Annotated in this window: 9 protein-coding genes; 8 read left to right on the plus strand and 1 reads right to left on the minus strand. The window is 71.5% G+C overall.

Annotation, left to right across the window (positions count from 1 at the left end; all coding sequences use genetic code 11):
• Positions 1-27 precede the first annotated feature (27 nt).
• The 6 genes from ACFVTR_RS00665 (at position 28) to ACFVTR_RS00690 (ending at position 6854) form a co-directional block, all read left to right on the plus strand.
• Positions 28-1401, plus strand: a complete 1374-nt coding sequence (locus ACFVTR_RS00665) for a cystathionine beta-synthase (RefSeq protein WP_387034081.1) — start codon at positions 28-30, stop codon at positions 1399-1401.
• A gap of 36 nt (positions 1402-1437) precedes the next feature.
• A complete protein-coding gene (locus tag ACFVTR_RS00670; RefSeq protein ID WP_387034083.1) occupies positions 1438-2604 on the plus strand; it encodes a cystathionine gamma-synthase in 1167 nt (388 codons plus the stop codon).
• Between the two features lie 134 nt (positions 2605-2738).
• Positions 2739-3530 (plus strand): slipin family protein, encoded by a 792-nt coding sequence (locus ACFVTR_RS00675; RefSeq protein ID WP_387034085.1) that lies wholly within the window; start codon positions 2739-2741, stop codon positions 3528-3530.
• Between the two features lie 109 nt (positions 3531-3639).
• Complete coding sequence (locus ACFVTR_RS00680; RefSeq protein ID WP_387034087.1) at positions 3640-5040, plus strand: APC family permease; 1401 nt, start codon at positions 3640-3642, stop codon at positions 5038-5040.
• Complete coding sequence (locus tag ACFVTR_RS00685; RefSeq protein WP_387034089.1) at positions 5037-5996, plus strand: cyclase family protein; 960 nt, start codon at positions 5037-5039, stop codon at positions 5994-5996. Before ACFVTR_RS00680 ends, ACFVTR_RS00685 begins: the two co-directional genes overlap by 4 nt.
• Before the next feature lie 27 nt (positions 5997-6023).
• On the plus strand, positions 6024-6854 hold the full coding sequence (locus ACFVTR_RS00690; protein WP_387034091.1) for an aldo/keto reductase: 831 nt from the start codon (positions 6024-6026) through the stop codon (positions 6852-6854).
• Between the two features lie 91 nt (positions 6855-6945).
• Here the strand turns inward: ACFVTR_RS00690 and ACFVTR_RS00695 are convergent, their stop codons facing one another.
• On the minus strand, positions 6946-13158 hold the full coding sequence (locus ACFVTR_RS00695; RefSeq protein ID WP_387034093.1) for a GH92 family glycosyl hydrolase: 6213 nt from the start codon (positions 13156-13158) through the stop codon (positions 6946-6948).
• Positions 13159-13302: 144 nt separating this feature from the next.
• Here ACFVTR_RS00695 and ACFVTR_RS00700 point away from each other — a divergent pair, with 144 nt between their 5' ends.
• Both ACFVTR_RS00700 and ACFVTR_RS00705 read left to right on the plus strand, forming a co-directional pair.
• Positions 13303-14715, plus strand: a complete 1413-nt coding sequence (locus tag ACFVTR_RS00700; RefSeq protein WP_387034095.1) for an MFS transporter — start codon at positions 13303-13305, stop codon at positions 14713-14715.
• Between the two features lie 226 nt (positions 14716-14941).
• Positions 14942-15982, plus strand: a complete 1041-nt coding sequence (locus ACFVTR_RS00705) for a LacI family DNA-binding transcriptional regulator (RefSeq protein ID WP_376941582.1) — start codon at positions 14942-14944, stop codon at positions 15980-15982.
• Positions 15983-16122 lie beyond the last annotated feature (140 nt).

Raw genomic sequence — 16122 nt, forward strand, 5'->3', positions numbered from 1 at the left:
CGCCGCGGCCGATACGCAAGGACACCCATGAAGTACGCAGAATCCATCGTCGATCTCGTCGGCGACACCCCGCTCGTCAAGCTCCAGCACGTCACGAAGGGCGTCACGGATGCCACGGTGCTCGTCAAGCTCGAGTACCTGAACCCGGGCGGCTCCTCGAAGGACCGCATCGCCGGCCGCATCATCGACGCCGCCGAGCGCGACGGCCTGCTGAAGCCGGGCGGCACGATCGTCGAGCCGACGAGCGGCAACACCGGCGTCGGCCTCGCGCTCGTCGCGCAGCAGCGCGGCTACCGCTGCGTGTTCGTGTGCCCCGACAAGGTCGGCGAGGACAAGCGCAACGTGCTCACTGCGTACGGCGCCGAGGTCGTCGTCACCCCGACGGCGGTCGCACCCGACAGCCCCGAGTCGTACTACGGCGTCTCCGACCGGCTCGCCCGCGAGATCCCCGGGGCGTTCAAGCCCGACCAGTACTCGAACCCGAACGGCCCGCGATCGCACTACGAGACCACCGGCCCCGAGATCTGGCGCGACACCGACGGACGCGTGACGCACTTCGTCGCGGGCGTCGGCACGGGTGGCACGATCACCGGCACCGGGCGGTACCTGCGCGAGGTGTCGAACGACGCGGTGCGCATCATCGGCGCCGACCCCGAGGGCTCGGTCTACTCGGGCGGCACGGGCCGGCCCTACTTCGTCGAGGGCGTGGGCGAGGACTTCTGGCCGACGGCGTACGACCCGAGCGTGCCGCACGAGATCATCGCCGTGAGCGACGCCGACTCGTTCGCGATGACCCGGCGGCTCGCCCGTGAGGAGGGCATCCTCGTCGGCGGCTCGAGCGGCATGGCCGTCGTCGCGGCGCTCGAGGCCGCGGCGGCGCCCGGCGTCACCGCCGACGACGTGTTCGTCGTGCTCCTGCCCGACGGCGGCCGAGGCTACCTCGGCAAGATCTTCAACGACAAGTGGATGCGCGCCTACGGCTTCGGCAACGCGCCCGCGGGCCACACCGTCGCCGAGCTCCTCGCGGCGAAGGCCGACCGCACCGCACCGCTCGTCTACGTGCACCCGAGCGACACGGTGAAGGAGGCCATCGACCGCATGACCGAGACCGGCGTCTCGCAGCTCGTCGTGCTGTCGGCCGAGCCGCCCGTCGTGCTCGGCGAGGTGCTCGGCGCCCTGCACGAGGAGGCGCTGCTCGACCAGGTGTTCTCGGGCGTGGTGAAGCTCACCGACGAGGTGAGCACCGTCGTCGGCGATCCGCTGCCGCTCATCGGCGTGACCGAGCCCGTCGCGTCCGCGCGCCAGGCGTTCGCCGGAGCGCCCGCGATGCTCGTCACCGACGGCGGCAAGGCGCTCGGCGTGATCACCCGCACCGACCTGCTCGGCTACCTCTCCCACTAGACCCACGACGTTCACCACTCACGAAAGCTCATCACCATGCACGACGACGCACGCTTCGACACCCGCGCGATCCACGTCGGCCAGGCCTTCGACCCGACGACCGGCGCGGTCATCCCGCCCATCTACCAGACCTCGACCTACGTGCAGGACGGCATCGGCGGCCTCCGCGGCGGCTACGAGTACTCGCGCGGCGGCAACCCCACGCGCACCGCGCTAGAGACGCAGCTCGCCGCCCTCGAAGGCGGAGCGCACGGCCTCTCGTTCGCCTCGGGCCTCGCCGCCGAGGACGCGCTGCTGCGCACGGTCGTGAAGCCCGGTGACCACGTGCTCATCGGCAACGACGTGTACGGCGGCACCCACCGGCTCATCCGTCGCATCTTCGGCGACTGGGGCGTGCGCCACTCGACCGTCGACACGAGCGACGTCGACGCGGTGCGCGCGGCGATCGAGCCGGGCGCGACGAAGGTGCTCTGGATCGAGACCCCTTCGAACCCCCTCATGAAGATCTCGGATGTCACGGCGCTCGCCGAGCTCGGACACGAGGCGGGTCTCCTCGTGGTCGTCGACAACACCTTCGCGTCGCCCGCGCTGCAGCAGCCGCTCGCGCTCGGCGCCGACGTCGTCGTGCACTCGACGACGAAGTACCTCGGCGGGCACTCCGACGTGGTCGGCGGTGCGCTCGTGTTCGGTGCGGGCGAGGGCCTCGACGAGGTGCACGAGCGGGTGCAGTTCACCCAGTTCGCGGCGGGCGCCGTGTCGGGCCCCTTCGACGCGTTCCTCACCTCGCGCGGCATCAAGACGCTCGGGGTCCGCATGCAGCGGCACAGCCAGAACGCCCTCGCGATCGCCCGTCGCCTCGACGAGCACGCCGCGATCGAGCGCGTCTACTACCCGGGGCTCGAGTCGCACCCCGGGCACGAGCTCGCCGGCCGGCAGATGTCGGGCTTCGGCGGCATGCTCTCGATCTCCCTCGTCGGCGGCGGTGCGGCGGCGCGTCGTTTCGCGGAGTCGACCGAGCTGTTCCAGCTCGCCGAGTCGCTCGGCGGGGTCGAGTCGCTCGTGAACTACCCCTCGGAGATGACCCACGCCTCGGTGAAGGGCACCGAGGCGGAGGTGCCCGAGTCGGTCGTGCGCCTCTCGGTCGGCATCGAGGACGTCGACGACCTGCTCGCCGACATCGACCAGACGCTCGGTCGCCTGTAGCGCGACCGGCCGGCCGCCGGAATCCGGCAGCCGGCCGCGAGGTCGACCCGATTCGGCGGTCGTGGCCGCCGTCGGTGCGACAATGGAGGTGACGGCGCGCGGCCCGTCACCGGCGCCGCTGGGAGATGAGTCTCATGGTCTGGCTCTGGATCACCGTGATCGTCGTCGTCATCCTCGCGATCATCCTCTTCTTCATGTCGGTGAAGATCGTGAAGCAGTACGAGCGCGGCGTCGTGCTGCGGTTCGGCCGGCTGCACAGCGTGCGCGATCCCGGCATCCGGTTCATCATCCCGATCGTCGACGTGATGACCAAGGTCTCGCTGCGGGTCGTGACGCTGCCCATCCAGTCGCAGGGCATCATCACGCGCGACAACGTGAGCGTCGGCGTCTCGGCGGTCGCGTACTTCCGCGTGACCGACGCCGTGAAGTCGGTGATCGTGATCGAGAACGTGAAGTCCGCGATCGACCAGATCGCCCAGACCACGCTGCGCAAGGTCATCGGCCAGCACCACCTCGACGAGGCGCTCTCCGACACGGCGGTCCTGAACGTGAACATCCGCGAGATCCTCGACGTGACGACCGCCGAATGGGGCGTGCAGGTGACGCTTGTCGAGCTGAAGGACATCCTGCTGCCCGACGCCATGAAGCGGGCGATGGCCCGCCAGGCGGAGGCGGAGCGCGAGAAGCGGGCGAAGATCATCGCCGCCGAGGGCGAGGCGCTCGCCGCCACGCAGCTCGGTGTCGCGTCCGACACGATGATGTCGCACCCGCTCGCCCTGCAGCTGCGCACCCTCCAGACGCTCGTGGAGGTCGGGGTCGACAAGAACACGCTCGTGGTGGTTCCGGCGCCCCTGCTCGGCTCGATCGGCGAGCTGACCTCGTTCATCGATCGGGAGACGGCGGTCGCGCAGCTGCGCGCGCGCTGACCGGCGCTGCGCCCCCCGCGGCCGGGTGTCCCGTCGAGTGGCAGGATATCGATGAAGAGTGTCGATCCAGCCATCGCGGCGCATCGTCGGGATGCCCCAGAATGAGCGGGTGACTTCGAACGACACCGCCGCACGCGCGGCCGAGCCCGCCGCGAGCGGCGAGCACCACGGCGGCACCCTCGGCCTCGGCCAGGGCACGGCGCTCTACATCGCGAGCGTGCTCGGCACCGGCATCCTCGTGCTGCCCGGCCTCGCCGCCGAGGCCGCCGGCCCCGCCTCGATCGTGGCCGTCGCCGCGGTGCTCGTGCTCTCCATCCCGCTCGCCGGCACCTTCGCCGCGCTGGCCGCGCGCTACCCCGACGCGGGCGGCGTCGCGAGCTACGTGCGACGGGCGCTCGGCGACACCGCCGCGCGCATGGCGGGCTACTGGTTCTACTTCGGCGTGTGCATCGGCGCCCCGGTGCTCGCGGTGCTCGGCGGCGAGTACGTCGTCGCGGTGCTCGGCATCGACCGCTCGGCCGTGCCGCTCATCGGCCTCGCGGTGTTCGTGCCGCCGTACATCGCGAACTGGTTCGGGGTGCGCGTCGCGGGGTGGGTGCAGTTCGTGCTCTCGGGCCTCCTCGTCACCGTCGTCGTCGGAGTGGTCGCCGTCACCTTCCCGGCGGCCGACGCCGCGAACTTCCAGCCGTTCCTGCCGAACGGCTGGGCGGGCGTCGGCGTCGCGATCAGCCTCTTCGTCTGGGCGTTCGCCGGCTGGGAGGTCGGTACCCACATCGCGGGCGAGTTCAAGAACCCCCGCCGCACGATCCCGCTCGCGACGGCGATCGCGGTGGCGGTGGTCGGCGTCGGCTACCTCGCCCTCCAGTTCGTGACCGTCGCCGTGCTCGGCGACCAGGCGGGCGAGGGGCAGGTGCCGCTGCTCGCCCTCGTCGAGACCACCGCGCCCGGCATCGGTCCCGTGCTCGTGGCGATCATCGCGGCGATCGTCACCGTCGGCGTGATGAATGCGTACCTGCCGGCGTTCGGCAAGCTCGGCGCCGCACTCGGCCGCGACGGCGACCTGCCGAAGTTCCTCGCGAAGGGCGCCGCCGACGGCGAGGTGCCCCGCCGCGCCCTCGCCGTGACCGGCGTGCTCATCCTCATCTACTACGGGCTGATGCTCGCGAACGACCTCGACCTCTCGGGATTCATCCTGATCCACACGAGCAACATGGTCGCGATCTACGCCGCCGGCATGCTGGCCGCGACCCTGCTGCTGCGCCGCTGGTCGTTCGGCTGGTGGCTCGCGGTCGTCGCGACCGTCATGACCGTGGGCCTGCTCGTGCTCGCCTGGGCGAACCTGCTGGTGCCCGCGGCGCTCGCGCTCGCCGCGGTCGCGGTGACGGTGGTGCGCCGCTGGCGGGCACGGCGCGCCCCGGGCTCGACGGATGCCACGGCCGAACCCGCCGACCTCGTCGCCGTGGGCGCCGACACGACCCCCGCCCCCATCGCCGAGGAGCAGCACGCATGACCGAGTACCGCGCCCGATTCGACGCCGAGATCGACTTCGTCAACGGGGGAGGGCTGCGCGCGGAGGGGTTCCGCCTCGACCTGCCCTCGCCCGACCTCGGCGAGGCCGAGATCGGCGAGCTGCTCGTGCGGCACCTCGGGCTCGCGCTCGTCGGCCGGGTCGCGCTCGCGAACCTCGAGATCGTCGCCGAGCCGCACCGCGGGTCGCGGGGCGTCGACGCGGTGGGCGACGCGAGCGGGGCGGCGCCCGAGGCATCCGCGGCATCTCGCACCGAGCGCCCCGTGCTCGTCGACCTCAGCCACCCGATCTCGGCGGGGCTCGTGACCTACCCCGGCCTGCCCGCGCCGACGATCACGCCGCACCTCACCCGTGAGGCCTCGCGCGAGCACTACGCGCCGGGCACCGAGTTCGCGCTCGACGTCATCACGATGATCGGCAACACCGGCACGTACCTCGACAGCCCGTACCACCGCTACGCCGACGGCGGCGACCTCGCGAGCCTGTCGCTCGAGACGCTCGTCGGCCTCCCGGCCGAGGTGTTCAGGCTGACGGATGCCACGGAGCGGGGGATCCCCGCCGAGGTCTTCTACGATCGCGAGCTGGCCGGAACCGCCGTGCTGCTGCACACGGGGTGGAGCCGGCACTTCGGGCGGCCCGAGTACGCGACGGGGGCGCCGTTCCTCACCGAGGCCGGGGCGCGGCACCTCGTCTCGGCCGGTGTCGCAGCCGTGGGCATCGACTCGCTCAACATCGACGACGCCGAGTCGGCTGGCGAGCGCCCCGCGCACTCCGTCCTGCTCGCGGCGGGCGTGCACGTGGTCGAGCACCTGACGGCGCTCGACCGGGTGCCCGTGCGCGGGGCGCGGTTCACGGCCGTGCCGCCGCGCGTCGAGGGCTTCGGGACCTTCCCGGTGCGCGCATTCGCCGAACTGCCGTCGGGGAGCCCTGTGGCGTGAGGGCCGCGCGTGCGTGAGTATTGAGGAATGAGCGTTCCCGCCTATTCCCTTCGCGACGGCAACACGATTCCCGCGATCGGGCTCGGCACCTACGGGCTGAACGACCAGCTCGGCATCGATGCGATCACCTCGGCCATCGCCGACGGCTACCGCCTCATCGACACCGCCTACAACTACGGCAACGAGGAGGCGGTGGGCGAGGCGATCGAGCGCACCGACGTCGACCGCAGCGACCTCGTCATCACGACGAAGCTGCCCGGCCGCCACCACGGCTTCGACGAGACGCTCGCGAGCTTCGAGGAGTCGCGGAAGCGGCTCGGCCTCGAGTGGGTCGACCTGTACCTCATCCACTGGCCGCTCCCGCGGATCGACAAGTTCGTCGAGAGCTGGCGGGCGATGATCTCGCTGCGCGAGAAGGGGCTCGTTCGTGCGATCGGCGTCTCGAACTTCACGCCGGCGATGCTCGAGCGACTCACCGACGAGACGGGCGTCGCCCCGGTCGTCAACCAGGTCGAGCTGCACCCCTACTTCCCGCAGGACGAGCTGCGGGCATTCCACGACGAGCACGACATCCGCACCGAGAGCTGGAGCCCGCTCGCGCGTCGCACCGAGCTGCTGCGCGAGCCGGTCGTCGTCGAACTCGCAACGGCCCACGGCGTGAGCCCCGCGCAGCTCGTGCTGCGCTGGCACGTCGAGCTCGAGGCGGTGCCGATCCCGAAGTCGTCCGACCCCGAGCGCCGGCGCGAGAACCTCGACGTGTTCGGCTTCGCGCTCAGCGCCGAGGAGGTCGCGGCCATCTCGGCGCTCTCGCGGGGCCGCATCTGGGGCGCTGACCCCGACACCCACGAGGAGTTCTGAGCGGCGCGAGCCCGAGGCATCCCGCCCGGACGTGCTTCGGCCCGGCGTGCCGGAGGCGGCACGCCGGGCCGAAGCGGGGTTCACCCGAGCATCACCAGAGCAGGAGCGGCACCGGGATCGTCCGCGAGTCGCCGTAGCCGGCGTCGCCCTCGAACTCGCCGTGGATCAGGTGCAGCCCGCCCTTCAACTTGGGCAGCTTGACGGTCACCTCTCCGCCGTCGCGAGCGGTCACCGGCACCTCCGCGATCGCGCGGTCGCCGTCGTACACCGTGAAGGTGCCGACCGGTGCGCGTCCGTCGAGCGCGAACACCCGTGCCGTGAACCGAATCGCCGATCCGGCCTTGGCGAGCAGCTTGTTCGGGGCGCCGATGGAGATCGTCGCGACCTCGACCGTCGTCGCGGTCACGGTGAGCACCGCCTGGGCGCTGAGCCCCGACACCGCACCTTCGGCGACGATCGTGTGCTCGCCGACCTCGGCGGTCGCCGGGATCGTGACCTGCGCCTCGAACGCGCCGTGGTCGTCGGCGGCGACCTCGGCGAGGCGCACGGGCTCGGAGTGCAGCCTGATCGTCACGAGCTCGCCCGGACCGAAGCCCGTGCCCGCGATGCCGAGCGTTCCGCCCTGTGCGGCGCTGTCGTCGCTCAGGGTGAGTTCGGCCGGCTCCACGGGGGCGTCGCCGACCTCGATCGCGAACGGCTCCGAGACCGACGGCAGGAAGGCCTCGGGGCTGTCCGGAACGAAGCGCGCCGTGTACGTGTGCAGCCCTGAGGTCTCCACCCGCACGTCCGCGGTCGCGGTGCCCGCTGTGACGGTCGCCGTGCCGACGACGGTCTCGCCCTCGAGGATCTCCACCAGGCCGGTGGCCTCGCTCGGCGCGACGGTCGCGTTCAGCCCGATGAGGTCTCCGGCGACGGGCGCCTCGGCGTCCGAGCCGAGGGTCACCGTGGTGGCCCGTGCCGGGGTGCGCACGGTGACCGGCGCAGACGCCTCGACTGCCGACACCGCTCCGACCGCCGTCACCGCGTAGTCGCCGTCGACGACGTCGGCGGGGATGGTGAGCTCGTCGTCGATCGCGCCTTCTGCGGTCGAGGTCGTGCTCACCGGGTCACCGCCGTCGAACCGCAGCTCGACGGTCTCGCCGGGCGCGAACCCGTCGCCGGTCACGCGGATCGTGCCGCCGGGCGCGGCCTGGGCCGGCTCGACCGCGATCTCCGGCGTGTACACCGGGGCGGGCTCGTCGACGACGATCTCGAGCGTGGTCGACGCCGACCGGACGCCGTCGTCCACCGTCACGGAGACCGTGTAGCTGCCCGCGACCGCGTAGGTGTGTCCACCCGTGACGGCCCCCTCGGTCACCGGCAGTGCCGACACCGGCGTGCCGTCGCCCCAGTTGACGATGGCGCTCTGCTCCGACGCGCCGCCGACGGTCGTGGCGAGCGTTGCCTCGAACGCCTGGGCGGCGATCTGGGCGTCGACGGCCTGCGGCTGCACCTCGAGCGCCGAGGCACCCGAGCGGTCGCCGTCGGAGGCGACGGCGAAGACGTGCACGCGTCCGTCGCGGAGCGTGCCCTCCTCCGCCGGCATCGTCAGCGACTCGACGACCTTCGGTGCTCCGGCGTCGTCGGTGTCGATCGTGATCGGCGCCGTCGCGTAGATCGCGGTGTTCTTGACCGAGGACTCGGCTGCGGTGCCGGAGAGGCGACCCTCCGAGATCGCGACCACGCTGTTGCCGAACGCCGGGTTGCCCGACGCGCCGACCCAGTCGCCGAACGAGATCTTCACGGTCTGCGACGTGCCGTCGGTGAAGTGCAGCACCGCCTCGGGCTGACGACCGTTCTCGGTGGCCGTGCCGACGAAGGCGAGCTGCGTCGCCCCCTCGCCGAGGCCGAGGCGCACCGTCTGCCCCTCGCCTGTGAGGTTGTCGGGCTTGCCGGCCGCCACCGCGGGGAGGTCGTAGCTCAGCTCGGTGCCGGGGATCGCGATCGTCGAGCCCTGCACGAAGCCGTCGGCGGCGAGCTTGTCGCGGAAGTACCCGAAGCCCTGGCCGTCGCAGTTCGCGGCGGTCGTGCCGAGGTCGCCGATGCAGGTCGAGTCGAACGAGCCGACGAGCGTCTCGTCGCGGGTGACCGCGACGTTCGTCGACGCCGAGGCGAGTGCTCCGGTCGAGTCCTGCACGATGACCGAGGCCGTGTAGAGGCCCGGCGCCGTGAAGGTGTGCGGCGCCGTGACGCGCCACCCTCCGAGATCGTCGCGCTTCAGCGTGCCCTCGACCGTGCCGGTGCCGTCGCCGTAGTCGACGGAGACCTGGTAGCCGGAGGCCGAGGTCTCGGTGCCGACGATCGTCGCGAGCGGGCCCGCGAACTCGGTGTCGACCGCTGCGGACTGCGCCGCGGCGGGGCTGACCGTCAGACCCTCGGCGGTGCCCGCCGAGGCGAACAGCTCGACCTCGGACAGCGTCAAGGGCCCGCCGGCCGACTCCACCGCGAGCCGGAGGCTCGTGAAGACCCCGTCGGCGTCGATCGAGAAGGGTCGCGTCTGCGTCGGCCAGTCGAAGGACTCGCCGTCGCGGTGATCGAGCTCGGTCCAGTTCTCGCCGTCGGTCGAACCCGACAGCGTCCAGGATGCGGGCGCCGTGCCCGGCGCCGCGCCGGTCAGCGTGTACTGGCCGACCGTCACCGGCCCGGACTGCGAGGTCCAGGTCAGCTCGGCGGTGCCCGAGTCGAACGTCGTCGTCGTGTTCATGCTGTCGTCGACGATCGAGGCCGTCGACGTGCCGTCGCCCGCCGAGAGCGTGCCGCGGTCGACCTTGGTGGCGTCGACGAGGGTTCGCGGGACGTCGAGCTGCTCGCCCAGGTCCTTCGCCCCCCACTCGCTCGGCTCGTCGCTCATCGCGAACGCGAGCTCGCCCCCCTCGCGCAGCAGGTCGCCGTCGAGGGTGGTCTCGTCGACCGGCGCGCCGTTCAGTTCGACGCCCGAGACGAACGTCTTGCCGTCGGAGGCGCCGGGCGCCGAGATCACGAGCTCGCGGTCGCCGATGGTGAGCGTCGCGCTGTCGAACAGCGGGGTGCCGATCGTGTAGTCGCCCGAGCCCACCTCGAGCGGGTAGAGACCGAGCGCCGAGAACACGTACCAGGCGGAGAACTCGCCGTTGTCCTCGTCGCCCGGGTAGCCCTGGCCGATGTCGGAGCCCACGAAGAGCCGCTGCTGGATGTCGCGGATCAGCGCCTGCGCCTCGGCGGGGTCGCCCGCCTCGGCGAGCACGTACGGGATGTGGTGCGCGACCTGGTTCGACATGCCGAGCATGCCGAGGCGGACGTCGCGGGCCTCCCGCGCCTCGTGGATGCCGGAGTAGTCGGCCTTCTCACGGACGGTGAGGAACTCGTCGAGCTCCTCGATCAGCCCCTGCCGGCCGCCGTATAGTGCGGCGAGCCCGGCGACGTCGTGCGGCGCGTGGAACCCGAAGGTCTTCGCGCTCGCCTCGGTGAACGCGCCGCCCCAGGCCTTCTGGTCGAAGTCGGCGCCGACCGGCCAGCTGCCGTCCGCATTGCGGGCGGTGAAGGTGTCGGCCTCGGGGTTGAACATCTCGACGTAGTGGCTGGCGCGCGCCTGGAAGTACTCGGCCTCCTCGAGGAGCCGCTCGACTCGGTCGGCGGGGGTGTTCGGGTCGTCGGCGAGTGCCGCGGCCATCTCGCCGATGCCGAAGTCGTTGATGAAGCCCTCGAGGCCCCACGACGCGCTCTCGTGCGTGCTCTCCTCGGTGTAGCCGAGGAAGATCGACTGCGCGAGGCCCTTGCGGCCGACGGCGTTCGACGCGGGCAGCACGGTGGCGTTCTTCACCGCAGCGTCGTAGGCCTCGAGCGCCGTGTCGGTGTCGAGGGCGCCCGCGAGGTACGCCTCCGCGAAGGCGACGTCGGAGCTGGTGCCGGTCATGAGGTCGGCGTAGCCGGGGGAGGACCATCGTGCGATCCAGCCGCCGTCGCGGTACTGCTGCACGAACCCGTCGACGAGCTCTTCGGTGACGTCGGGGTAGAGCAGCGAGTAGAGCGGCCATGCGGTGCGGTACGTGTCCCAGAACCCGTTGTTGACGTAGATCTTGCCGTCGACGAGCTTCGCGTTCGTCGTGGTGTCGGTCGCGGCGCCGGTCGTGGCCGACACCGGGCTCGCGTACTTGTAGTCGGGGTCGCCGGCCGTGCCGACGTTCTCGAACTGCGAGTTCGGGTAGAGGTTCAGGCGGTACAGGCTGGAGTACAGGGTCACCAACTGGGTCTCCGTTGCGCCCTGCACGTCGTGCACGACGCCGAGGCGATCGTTCCAGGCGTCCCGCACGGCGGCGTGGGCGTCGTCGAACGAGACGCCCGCGAGCTCGAGCTCGTGGTTGCGCTGCGCCTGCTGCTGCGAGATGAAGGACGACGCGATGCGGAGCTCGACCGTGCGGTCGCTCGACGTGTCGAACGCCGCGAAGCGCGCGCTGCCGTTGCGGTTGCCCTGCGTGGTCGGCCCGGCCTTGGTCGGCTGGGCGTCGAAGGTGCCGTACACGAACATCCGGGTGCGGCCGGGGTAGCCGGACCCGCCGTCGACCCAGCCGGTGACCGTGTCGCCCGTGATCGTGAGCTTCGACGAGTTCACGAGCTGGTCGACGATCACCGAGCTCTGGTCGCCGGTGAAGGCGAAGCGGTAGACCGCGCCGTGATCGGTGGCCGTGACCTCGGTCGAGATGCCGTTGTCGAACTCGACCCCGTAGACGTCGGGCCGCGCCACCTCGTTCTCGTGGTGGAAGGTGAGGCGCCGGTCGTCGAGCGTCGAGGTCGGGTTCGCGCCCACCGCGGGCAGGACCGCGAGCTGGTTGCGGTCGCCCATCCAGATGCTCGGCTGGTGCGAGAAGCCGATGCCCTCGAGGGCGGGGAGGTTCTGCGCGGTGTTGGCGCCCTGGTACTGGTACAGGGTTCCGGTGTTGTCGGCGTTCGTCATCGGGGTGATGAAGTTGAAGCCGTTCGGCCAGCCGACCGCCGGGATGTTGTTGCCGCGCGAGAACCCGCCGGTGGAGTTCGTGCCGCGGCGTGTGTCGACGTAGGAGACGAGTCCGTCGGAGTCGTCGTGCGGCTCAGCCTCCTCGATGCGGATGTCGTCGAGCCATCCGAGCACGGTGGTCCCGGCGGCCGGGGTCTCGACCCCGGTGACGCCGTCGCCCGGGTGGTCGTAGTCGAGGTGGACGCCGGTGACGGTGCGGCCTGCGAGGGCCCCGAGGTCGACGGTCACCTTGTTCCACTGGTCGGGCCAGAGGACGTTCGCGAGGCCCTGCGAACGCGCGTCCGCGCCGTACCCGTACGAGTCGGTCAGCTCGCTCGCCGCGAGCGTCGTCCCGTCGTCGAGCACGAGGTCGACCGCGACGAAGGTCGACGCGTAGCTCTGCCCCGAGTCGAGCACGGGGAAGACGGTGTACGAGAGGCGGCTGTCCTCCTCGACCGCGATGTCGAGGTCGGAGTAGATCACCGACGTCGACGCCGCGGGGCCTGCGCCGAGGTGGGTGCCGGCGTAGCGGAGCGCGTGGGTGCCCGAGAAGCCGACGTTGGTCTTCGCGGTGTAGGAGCTCGTCGGGCCGGAGTCGACCTCGAGCGCCAGGTCGGTGGGGGTCGGCTCGGCGTCGGCGTCGGAGATGGGCTCCCAGCCGGCGAGCTGGATGAGGCCGCCCGAGTGGTTCGCGGTGATGTCGAGGCGGTAGTAGCGGTAGGCGGCGCTCGGCGCCGGGAGCGTGAAGCTCCGGGTCTGCCCGCGCGTCGAGAACGACTCGCCGCTCCGCGTGTCGACGACGGTCCAGTCGGTGCCGTTGTTCGAGCCGAGGACCTTGAAGTCGCGCGGGTCGCGCTCGGGGGCGTCGTTGCCCGAGGTCAGCGTGTAGGCCTCGATGGGCCGCGCCTCGGCGAGTTCGTACTGCGCCCACCCGGTGGCGCTGAAGACCAGCCACTTCGATCCGGGGTTGCCGTCGGCGAGCTTCTCCGCGGTCTCGTTCGGCGGGTTCTGGCCGGAGGCGGTGACCGCCGTCACCTGCGGCAGCAGGCTGCCTGGTACGTTGCGATCGCCGCTGAGGTTGACCGATTCCCCGGTGCCCGCGAGCGCCGGCACCGCGTCGCCCGCTTCGAAGGAGGACTGGAACGTCACCTCCCCGGGGGCCGCTGCTGCGGCCGAGATCGGCGTCAGCGCCGCCGCGGCCATCGCCATCGTGATCACTGCTGTTGCGGTCGCCCGCGTTCGGCGGGCGCTGCCCGACCGGTTGAAGTGCTTCACCGTCGCTCCCTGTCGCTTCACTGCGAAAATGTATGACACCGCTGTCATAACCTCTGGACGGTACCACGTCGCCGCCGCGGGCGGAAGACCGTGACGACCCCGGGACATGCCGTCGTGCACGACGGGCTTGAGTTGAAGGGCACTTGAGGTCGTAGGCTCGATCGGGTGAGTGAGCCGACCGCCGAGACACCGATTCCGACCCGCGAGACCGGGGAGATCGAGGCCGCGGCGACCCCCACGGCCGAAGCGAAGGGGCCGCTCTCCCCGCCCTACCGCTGGCTGTCGATCGGCATGTTCTCGCTCATCTTCCTCGCGGCGTTCGAGGCGATGGCGGTCACCACGGTCATGCCGATCGTCGCCCGCGAGCTCGACGGGATCGCCCTCTTCGCGCTCGCGTTCGCCGTTCCGCTCGCCGCGGGCATCGTCGGCATGGTCATCGCCGGCAACTGGACCGACCGTTCGGGGCCGCTGCCCTCGCTCATCACGGCGGCGGTGCTGTTCGTCATCGGCCTGCTGATCGCGGGCACCGCGACCGACATGACGGTGCTCATCATCGGCCGCTTCGTGCACGGGCTCTCGGGCGCCGCCGTGATCGTGCCGCTCTACGTCATCGTCGCGCGCGTCTACCCCGAAGCGCTGCGCGCCCGCGTGTTCGCCGGGTTCGCGGCGGCGTGGGTGATCCCGTCGATCATCGGGCCGGCGGTCGCGGGCGTCATCGCCGAGGTGTTCAGCTGGCACTGGGTGTTCCTCGGCGTGATCGCGCTCGTCGCCCCCGCGGCGGCGATGGTCGTGCCGCCCATCGTGCGGGTGCGCGAGAAGATCCAGGGCGACCCGGTGGTCGCATGGAGCCTCGGCCGGGTCGGCTGGGCGGTGCTCACGGCGACCGCCGCCCTCGGGTTGTCGCTGTCGAAGGAGTTCGTCGATCCGTGGCGCTGGGTGGTCGCCGCAGTGGCGATCGCGCTCATCGTCGTCGCGGCGCGCCCGCTGCTGCCGGTCGGCACGCTGCGGGCCGCGCGCGGACTGCCCGCGACCGTGCTGCTTCGCCTCATCGTGGCGGGGGCCTTCTTCGGCAGCGAGATCTACCTGCCGTACCTCTTCATGGAGCGCTACGAGTTCTCGGCGAGCCTCGCGGGCGCGGTGCTCACGGGCGCCGGGGTCAGCTGGGCGATCGCGTCGTGGCTGCAGGGGCGCCTGGGCGATCGCGTCTCGAACGCGCAGGCCGTGATGGTCGGCTCGGTGCTGCTCACGATCTCGCTCGTCGGGGTGCTCGCGGTCGCGGCGTTCACGCTGCATCCGGCGATCGCCTTCGTGGCGTGGACGTTCGCGGGCGCCGCGATGGGGTTCATGTACCCCCGCCACTCGGTCGCGGTGCTCGGACTCTCGCCGGTCTCCGCGCAGGGCTTCAACAGCGCGGCCCTCTCGATCGGCGAGTCGCTCGGTGCGTCGTCGGCGCTCGCCGTCACGGCGCTCGTCTCGAGCGCGGTCGCCGCGTCGGCGTTCACCGCCGACTTCTCGGTGACGGTCGTCATCGCGCTCGTGGCCGTGGTGCTCGCGCCGCGCGTGCGCCCGCGCGACTGAGGCCCGCCGCCCGGCCCGCTCGCCGGTCGCTCGCGTCGGCGGCCGCCGGGCCGCGTTGCGCCCGTCGATCGGGCGAATGATCGACGGTCGAATCGGTGCGCAGCGGTCGAATCGAATCGACCCCGCGATGTGACTGTCACATGGCGACGTTGTGCGATCGCGCCGGGCGTGCATAATGGAAACACCTTCGATGTGAACGTGCACATCGACGTCGATCGGTCTGGCAGTGAATCCTGATTCTCCCAAGGGGCGGGCGCCCAGCATCCGTGATGTCGCGCGCCTGGCGGAGGTCTCCCATCAGACCGTCTCCCGGGTGCTGAACGACCACCCGAGCATCCGGCCCGAGACCCGCGACCGCGTGCTCGCCGCCATGGAGACGCTGCAGTACCGGCCGAACCGCGCCGCCCGGGCGCTCGTCACGAGCCGCTCCCACACGATCGGCGTGCTCGCCGCCAGGAGCACCGAGTACGGCCCCGCGACGAGCATCGCCGCGATCGAGGACGCGGCGCGCGAGCACGGCTACTACGTGAACACCGCGAACATCGCCGACCCCTCACCCGAGGGCATCGCCGATGCGCTCGAGCACCTGATGCTGCAGGCGATCGAGGGGCTCGTGGTCATCGCCCCGCAGGTGCGCGTGTTCGAGGTGCTCGCCGGCTCGCCCGTCGGGGTTCCCTTCGTGAGCCTGCAATCGACGGGGCGCAGCGACCACCTCGCGCTCTCGGTCGACCAGGTGACCGGGGCGCGGCGGGCGACGCAGCACCTGATCAACCTCGGCCACCGCGAGATCGTGCACCTCGCCGGCCCGCAGGACTGGATCGAGGCCGAGGCGCGCATGCGCGGGTTCCTCGACGCGATCGGCGACGCCGAGCTCGACCTGCACCCGCCGATCCTCGGCGACTGGAGCGCCGACTTCGGCTACTTCGCCGGCCGGGAGCTACTGCGCCACCGCGACTTCACGGCGGTGTTCGCGGCCAACGACCAGATGGCGATCGGGCTCATGCACGCCTTCCGGGACGGCGGGGTCGACGTGCCCGGCGAGATCAGCGTCGTCGGCTTCGACGACATCCCGGTGGCGCAGCACGTGTGGCCGCCGCTCACGACCGTGTACCAGGACCACCGAGAGAGCGGGAGGCGTGCCGTCGCGCTGCTCCTGAACCAGCTGCACGGCGAGCAGGTGCTCGAGGTCGAGCAGATCGTGCCGCGCCTCGTGGTGCGCGGTTCGACGGCCGAAGCCCCGGTACGGCGCCCGCTCGCCCGCGCCTGACGCACGGCCGTGTTGCGACCCGCGCTTGACAGCGGCGCATGTCGGATGCACCATAGGTCTCGATGTGAACGGTCACACGCGTCACATCACGTCCCGAACCACTGACACCGAGGTCGAGAATGTACCCGTCGATGATGACC

This window comes from Agromyces sp. NPDC058126 (assembly GCF_042884595.1).
In the GTDB taxonomy this organism is placed as follows: Bacteria; Actinomycetota; Actinomycetes; order Actinomycetales; family Microbacteriaceae; genus Agromyces.